Consider the following 6453-nt stretch of genomic DNA (forward strand, 5'->3'; position numbering starts at 1 on the left):
CTTGATTCATCTATATTTTACCTCCACAAATTCCCGATTTGTCGTTCTGTTTAGTCCCCAAAGAACCTACTAAACCAGCTACGCTTTTGAACCGGTTCTGTCTCACGCTCCGGCTGATCGGCTCCGGACTTGCCGGAAAGAAGCTGCTGATGCATTGTCCCAGCATGGAGAGCCTGGGCCGCTGCCGCAGTCTGCTGTGCCGTCACCAACGCCGAGCTGACCTCCGCCAACCTTGCGTTCAGTTCCTCGATCTGCTTGTCCTTTACAGCAAGTTGCTCGCTTTTCCGGTCTAATTCTCCCTGCAGCATAGCGATCAAAGTGGTTTCGCAAGTTTCGCAACTTGCTTTCGCCTGTTGCGAAACTTGCTTTCGTTCAACACCTAAATAATGCTGATATATGGCGGTTTTTTGACTTTCGCTGATTGCGAAACTTCCTTTCGCATCTTTCGCAACATGGTTTCGCCTACACCATGCACGAACTGCCTGTTCCGACACGCCACATTCTATTGCAATTTCCGTTATTACACCCGCCAAATATCATCACCACTCTTTCATCCGGAGTTAATCTCAAAACAAATCGCTATGAGATCCCGTCCTTATCAATTTCAAAATCAAAGTCTGCCGAACAACTTTATAGACCAACAGCCAGTCCGGCTCGATGTGACATTCTCTCATGTCCTTATAATTTCTGGAATTAGTGAGAGCATGATCTCGATACGCCTCCGGCAACGGCTGCTCGTTACACAACAGCGTGATCACTTCCTCCAACTTCTTCGGATCGCAGCCTCTCTTGATCGCAAGCTTGTAATCTCGTTTGAACTGCCCCGAAAACTCCGGCTTAAGCATTCAGCGCCTCCATCAGATCTGCAACGCTATCAAACGGACCATACATATCCTCTCCCTTTTCTGCCGCCTCCATCGCCGCATAGGTAACAGCATTCGGCTCGTCAACCTTGACTTCAAAGGGAAGTCCATGACACCTAAGTGCCTGTCGATAAAAAATACCCGTTGCCGTACTCAAATCCATTCCGAGGGACTTAAAGAGAGCTGCCGCCTGTGCTTTCAGCTCCGGCTCCATTCTTATCGTCATATTTCCTTTAGCCATAATAGCACTCCTTTCCTCGTCATTTTTAGCTTGCACTAATATTATATTCAATATTCGTGACATTTGCAAGTGCATTGCAAATGTTTTTTTGCAACTTTTCTATGAACAGTGCTTTCTATATGCTAACACCGCAGCGTGTACATTTAGGGGGTGAAAAAGCCTTATTTCGCGCGGTTTTCAAGCCTCGTTTTCGGTGGGGTAATATAAAAACCCTTACCCGCCCCGAAAACGCCTTGTAGGGCGTTTCTGGGGCGTTTACAGCCCTTTCTTAAATTCCTCCACCAACAGATCGCTCAAAGCCTGTGATGGGCGTATTTTGACCGTTATATGCCCCTCCGGTACGGTGTCCCACCATTTGCGGATCGTTTTCGGATCAAGTCCGGTGTCCCTATGACAATCGGCCTTGCGTCCCTCTGGATGCTCCTGCCGCCACGCATAGACTTGCGCTTTCTTTTCTTCTGCCCCTTTTCTTCTCCATGTGCCGCCAGGATAATCCACTTCCTGCACCGCCCTTGCTCTTTTCAAATGCTCTTTCTGTGATCTACCATTCCTCTTGTTGCGCTCGATGCGAACATCGGTCAGAGCTTCAATATCGGAAATCGTGAAATTGTAATACTCCTTGTCGTAGGCTTCCAGCGCACTCCGTATATCTTCCTCGGTCAATGCGTTCTCATGCTTCACCATCTGCAGATCATCAAAAGCCTCTTTCATATCCTGCCGGAGCTGCTGCTTCGACACACCGCATTTGTAAGCATAGATAGCAAGGCACATCAAAAAGAAATACCGATGCCCGCCCTTTATCTCTCCGATCTGCCGCAGCCACCAATGGTAGAGCGCATACGGATCATCACCATGCACCTTTCCGGCAATATCCCACTTCTTGCGTCCTTTCTCGCCTCTCACAACAACACGCTCATACCACTCCGGATATGCCTCCCTCGCCTCAGCTCGTGTCATTTTGGATGGGCTGAAAGGCTTATTGACATCCACCCTGTTTTCTGGCTTTGCGTAGGCGTTCAGATAATCCAGCGTTACCCGTTCTCCGGTACGGAAAGCGACCAGCTCCGTCCCATGCTTGTCATTGATGCTGCCCACCATGCGGAAGCTCTGATTGATGGATTGATACTGGATCGCCTTGACCTGCGAAGTGCTGCCATACTCCCATAGCCGGAAAGTGAGGTCATATTTCAGACTTTTAAGCTGAATTTTTATATTCGGGTATAGGTCAATCGGCTGCTGGAAAACATAGTAGATATGCAGCCCTGTCCCCGACAGAACAAGGAAAGTCGGCATCGGCAACCGGCGCACTCGCTCCGGATCGCCGCCAAAGCGCAGAAAGAGGTTGCGCAGCTCGGCAAGACCTACGCCATCCAGATCGAAGATCAGAGCATACATCCGCTGGGCGTTCTCCAGCCTGTTCTCCTTTCTGCGATATGCAAGACCGCTGCACAAAGTAAGGCTGTTCCCCTCGACAAACTCCATGTAATCCTGTTCCCATGTGTCGTTATACATCTTCCTGCGCCGGAGCTTCTTATCCTCGCTCTGTTCGTCCCGATACAGATACACAGCGTTCGGATGGGAAAAATCCGTGTGCCGTTCTCCGGAGTTCTCATTGTCCGGAAACAGCTCTTTATAAAACTCATAGCCTCCGACCTCCGGATATTGTGCGCTCAAATACTCGTAGCAGCCTCGATAATTCTCGGTCATATTACCACCTCACAAAAGAAAAAGTACCAAAAAGAAAATCCGCTGCGGCGGGGATCGCCTGCGGGCGGGAAGGGGGAAAAGGGGGAGCAAAAGAGCGGCGGCTACGCCGCCTTAAAGAGAAAGTCACCTCCCCCTTTTCCCCCTCGCTGCGGGGCATTGAAAGTGCCGCCACTATGGAAAACCCGATGGGTTTACCACAGTGGCTTGGAAAACCTCTAACGAGGTTTACCACACTTCCAACACCCCTCCGCTCACCCCCCTTTTCCCCTCCGACTTTCTCCCTTTCAGAGAGAAAAAATATAGGTTGGGAGTACCCTTACAGGGGGCTTAGATTATCAATACAGCAATTCCCTATTTTCAGTTGTTATTATAGCCTGTCCGAAAGAGATTTTCAAGCCCTCCGGACAGGCTTCTTTTACAGCTCCATGCCGCCCATTCCTCGCTGGTGCTGCTGTTGCTCCTGCTGCTGTCCAATCTCCGGATCGGGCAGCAGCTCCCTCGCCTTTTCAAGCAGAGGACGCAGACGCTCCGGCAAGTGTTCTTCCAAGAAGTCCAGCATCCGACCGATGCCGTCCGTCAGACGCTCGGTGAAGCTGCGTTCCTCCTGCAGCTCGGATTGCAGATAATAGTTTTCATCGCGCAGCCTCCGGTTTTCCTGTTCAAGCCTCTGCTGCCGCTGCGCTTCTTCCAGCCGCTTCTTCATGGACGGCACCTGTGACCGCAGACGGGTGTTTTCCTCCGTCAGCTCCTGTACCTTGTGCCGATCCGTCACGCTGCGCAGTGCCATTTTCTTTAGCTGCTCGACCTGATCCACCGTCACGCCCTTTACTGCCCCTGTGAGCGTCTTTTCCGGCTGAATATCATGCAGGGGTGCATTTACCCTGTCAGCCTCCTTTAAGAGCCGCACAGTGCCTTTCAGAGCGTCCCGCTGCCGTTCCAGCTCAGCAACCTCCCGCTCTACTGCCGCTGTCTGCTGCTGCACCGCTTCCAGCCTCGCAGCCGCTTCCTTGAACTGCGGCAAGTCCATGTGCGGTCTGTTCGTGCCGAGAGAGATAATTTCAAAATCGTGCCGCTGGGCGATCTCCGTCAGAGCTTCTTTCTCCCGTTCCATCCACGCCGCCCATTCGGTCTGCTTTCTGCCGACACCGACAAACCCCTGCTGCTTCAATGCCTGTTTCATAGATACCCTTGTAGAAAGTCCTCTTGACTGCTCCGTTGCCACAGGGATAAAATCGACATGGAGATGGGGCGTTGCCTCGTCCATGTGCAGCACCATATTGAACACCCGCAGATGGGGGTTGCGTTCTGCAAAAGACTCCGCAAAATCTTTCAGAGCTGCCGCCGCCCGTTCTCCGTCCGGCGTACCGCACCCACAGTCGCTCATGTTGCCGATCTGGAAGATCGCTTCATGGAACAGCTTTTCCTGTTTACTCTGCCGGATATGCTCATAGTAGTCCGGTATCTTATCTCTCGTTTTGGTTTTCTTTGCGTTGTAGGCTGCGAGAGCTTCATCAAAGACCATATGATAGACCTGCTTCAGATCCTCGTTGCAGAAAACAATGTTCTGCTCCGTCCGGCTCCGGTCTACATTCGCCGCTGAGAAGCTGCGGTTGTTGTGCCGGATGCTCCCTGCACCTGTCATACCCGAAATCGTAACTCCCATAAAATCGCCCCCTTTCCGCTTATTCTTCCGTCCTCTATTTTATCATAAATTTCCGCTAAAAACAACCTCTTTGTTACTTTCTGGTGAGAAAGTAACGCAAAAGCACTTTCACACCGCCACCCCATCGGTGCAGCGGTGTGAAAGTGCTTTGCGCCCCTAAAGGGGAGGGGTTGCCGGAGCTGCTTCACTGCCGGCTCGTGCCTGCTGCTCTGCCAGCTCCGGAGGGGCGCTGCCCCTGCCGTCTGCGGACGGCTCCCCGACCTTCATCCCACCGATAAACTGGAATTGTCTAAAATAGTAAGGCCGTACCGCTTACTATTTTTTCTTTTACTGCTGAAACAGTATCTTTGATTGAATGCGTAGTTGTATCTATAACATTTAATTCATAGATTCCTAAATTGGAAAATTGATTCCACATTGTTTCAACTAATTCAATATTTGTTTCTCTGTCTAACTTTGAGCGTTCGATAGCTCGCTTCATAGTTTCTTCTTTACTTGCCCTTAGTGTACTTCATAATGCTCTTGAACAATGTTGAGCCACGGCTCTAAAAACCACGGTCCTACAATGCCATCTACAATTACATCATATCCACCACGAGCATATCGCTTCGCAGCTTCTAAAAACGCTTCAATGACAATCAAATTTTGCTCATTTGATTCTGGCAAATGCGGTGGTAATCACTCCTTCTTAATTACAAATTTTTAGCATCTAATTTAACTTCAATTCCTATTATACAAAATTTTAAGATACTGCACTAAAACGATTTTTTTAATACAATATTGTTGCCACACTTAGGACATTTTCCTACAAGGGGTCCCGAGCGCTTAGTGGGAATTTGTACCCCTTATCGATACAAATTCCCCGTAGGCGCTAGGGACCTCTTTAGCTCCTTGGAAGCTGTCAGTAGTATACCTAATAATTTATCTACATTCCCTTTAGTAACGTGTAACTTTCCAAATTTACAAAAGCGACTCATAGAATTATTTCCTCCCGTTAAATAATAGATAACTATTAAAAATAGACAATACTTGCTCATAAGTAACGGTACTTAAATTGTTTACTTTGGCGTGTTTCATTGCTTGATGAAACTGATTTTTAGTAAACAGTTGACGATATTCTCGATTGACCCATTTTGAAACAAAGTACGTATATAGCTTCCAATATTTATCTGGAACATCTGTGGTATGGCGGGTAAGTTTTATTAAGACACTGTTTACTTTTGGTTTAGGATGAAAGCATTCCGCTGGCAGCTTAAGCAATTGCTGAATCGAGACTTGAGTGTGCAAGAGCAACCCTAGTGTTCGGTGAATATCCAAGGTACGCTTGTAGAATCCTTCTTCAACAATCAGATAGATGTCAGACGCATGGCTTTCAAAAACCACTTTTTTAATAATTTGTGTGCTTAAATGGTAAGGAATACTCCCAACAATTTTATACCTCTGTTTGTTAGGGAATTGAAACTGTAGAATATCTTGGTGAATTAAAGTGACACGAGTATTCAGTTTTAATTTTTCTGACGATAAGTTGAATAGATGACTGTCTAATTCAATAGACGTTACCTGTTTACTTATTTTAGCCAGTTTCGTCGTTAAATGCCCTTTACCTGTTCCAATTTCGTAAACGGTATCGGTTTCTTTTAAATTCAATTGTTTTATTATTTGGTTGAGTACTTTTTCACTCGTTAAAAAGTTTTGAGAATATTTTATATTTTTGTTCATGTATTGCCCCTTTACTCAAATAATGATAAAAGTCATCTGTGTGCATATGCACAGACTTTTCCAAATCTGATTCTTTTGCAACAACAGATGCCGTTGTAGTTTTTCCTGTCCCCGGCGCACCTGTGATTACAATAATTCTACCTTGATTCATCTATATTTTACCTCCACAAATTCCCGATTTGTCGTTCTGTTTAGTCCCCAAAGAACCTACTAAACCAGCTACGCTTTTGAACCGGTTCTGTCTCACGCTCCGGCTGATC

General features: G+C 47.5%; 9 protein-coding genes. All 9 read right to left on the bottom strand.

Features of this window, described 5'->3' with window-relative positions:
• Positions 1-50: 50 nt before the first annotated feature.
• The gene (locus H8698_RS12990; protein ID WP_076917214.1) at positions 51-533 is read right to left on the bottom strand and encodes a hypothetical protein; all 483 of its coding nucleotides are present in this window, start codon (positions 531-533) and stop codon (positions 51-53) included.
• A 33-nt stretch (positions 534-566) separates the two neighbouring features.
• Positions 567-845 carry a type II toxin-antitoxin system YafQ family toxin gene (locus H8698_RS12995; RefSeq protein ID WP_021632616.1) on the bottom strand — a complete coding sequence of 93 codons (279 nt, stop codon included), beginning with the start codon at positions 843-845 and terminating at the stop codon, positions 567-569.
• Positions 838-1104, bottom strand: coding sequence for a type II toxin-antitoxin system RelB/DinJ family antitoxin (locus H8698_RS13000; protein ID WP_033119556.1), 267 nt, complete (start codon positions 1102-1104; stop codon positions 838-840). Before H8698_RS13000 ends, H8698_RS12995 begins: the two co-directional genes overlap by 8 nt.
• A 255-nt stretch (positions 1105-1359) precedes the next feature.
• Positions 1360-2811 carry a hypothetical protein gene (locus H8698_RS13005; RefSeq protein WP_199488597.1) on the bottom strand — a complete coding sequence of 484 codons (1452 nt, stop codon included), beginning with the start codon at positions 2809-2811 and terminating at the stop codon, positions 1360-1362.
• Positions 2812-3226: 415 nt separating this feature from the next.
• On the bottom strand, positions 3227-4474 hold the full coding sequence (locus tag H8698_RS13010; protein ID WP_015517767.1) for a plasmid recombination protein: 1248 nt from the start codon (positions 4472-4474) through the stop codon (positions 3227-3229).
• A 289-nt stretch (positions 4475-4763) separates the two neighbouring features.
• On the bottom strand, positions 4764-4955 hold the full coding sequence (locus tag H8698_RS13530) for a hypothetical protein (protein ID WP_430393581.1): 192 nt from the start codon (positions 4953-4955) through the stop codon (positions 4764-4766).
• 20 nt (positions 4956-4975) lie between these two features.
• Positions 4976-5140, bottom strand: a complete 165-nt coding sequence (locus H8698_RS13535; protein WP_430393582.1) for a hypothetical protein — start codon at positions 5138-5140, stop codon at positions 4976-4978.
• 315 nt (positions 5141-5455) lie between these two features.
• A complete protein-coding gene (gene erm(B), locus H8698_RS13020) occupies positions 5456-6193 on the bottom strand; it encodes a 23S rRNA (adenine(2058)-N(6))-methyltransferase Erm(B) (protein WP_002292226.1) in 738 nt (245 codons plus the stop codon).
• Positions 6150-6344, bottom strand: a complete 195-nt coding sequence (locus H8698_RS13025; RefSeq protein WP_430393583.1) for a zeta toxin family protein — start codon at positions 6342-6344, stop codon at positions 6150-6152. Before H8698_RS13025 ends, erm(B) begins: the two co-directional genes overlap by 44 nt.
• Between the last annotated feature and the right edge of the window lie 109 nt (positions 6345-6453).

The sequence above is a fragment of the Congzhengia minquanensis genome, from assembly GCF_014384785.1.
Classification (GTDB): Bacteria; Bacillota; Clostridia; order UBA1381; family UBA9506; genus Congzhengia; species Congzhengia minquanensis.

Coding starts and splice junctions, on each gene's coding strand:
- H8698_RS12995 (WP_021632616.1), bottom strand. CDS start 845: ATGCTTAAGCCGGAGTTTTCGGGGCAGTTCAAACGAGATTACAAGCTT.
- H8698_RS13000 (WP_033119556.1), bottom strand. CDS start 1,104: ATGGCTAAAGGAAATATGACGATAAGAATGGAGCCGGAGCTGAAAGCA.
- H8698_RS13005 (WP_199488597.1), bottom strand. CDS start 2,811: ATGACCGAGAATTATCGAGGCTGCTACGAGTATTTGAGCGCACAATAT.
- H8698_RS13010 (WP_015517767.1), bottom strand. CDS start 4,474: ATGGGAGTTACGATTTCGGGTATGACAGGTGCAGGGAGCATCCGGCAC.
- H8698_RS13530 (WP_430393581.1), bottom strand. CDS start 4,955: ATGAAGCGAGCTATCGAACGCTCAAAGTTAGACAGAGAAACAAATATT.
- H8698_RS13025 (WP_430393583.1), bottom strand. CDS start 6,344: ATGAATCAAGGTAGAATTATTGTAATCACAGGTGCGCCGGGGACAGGA.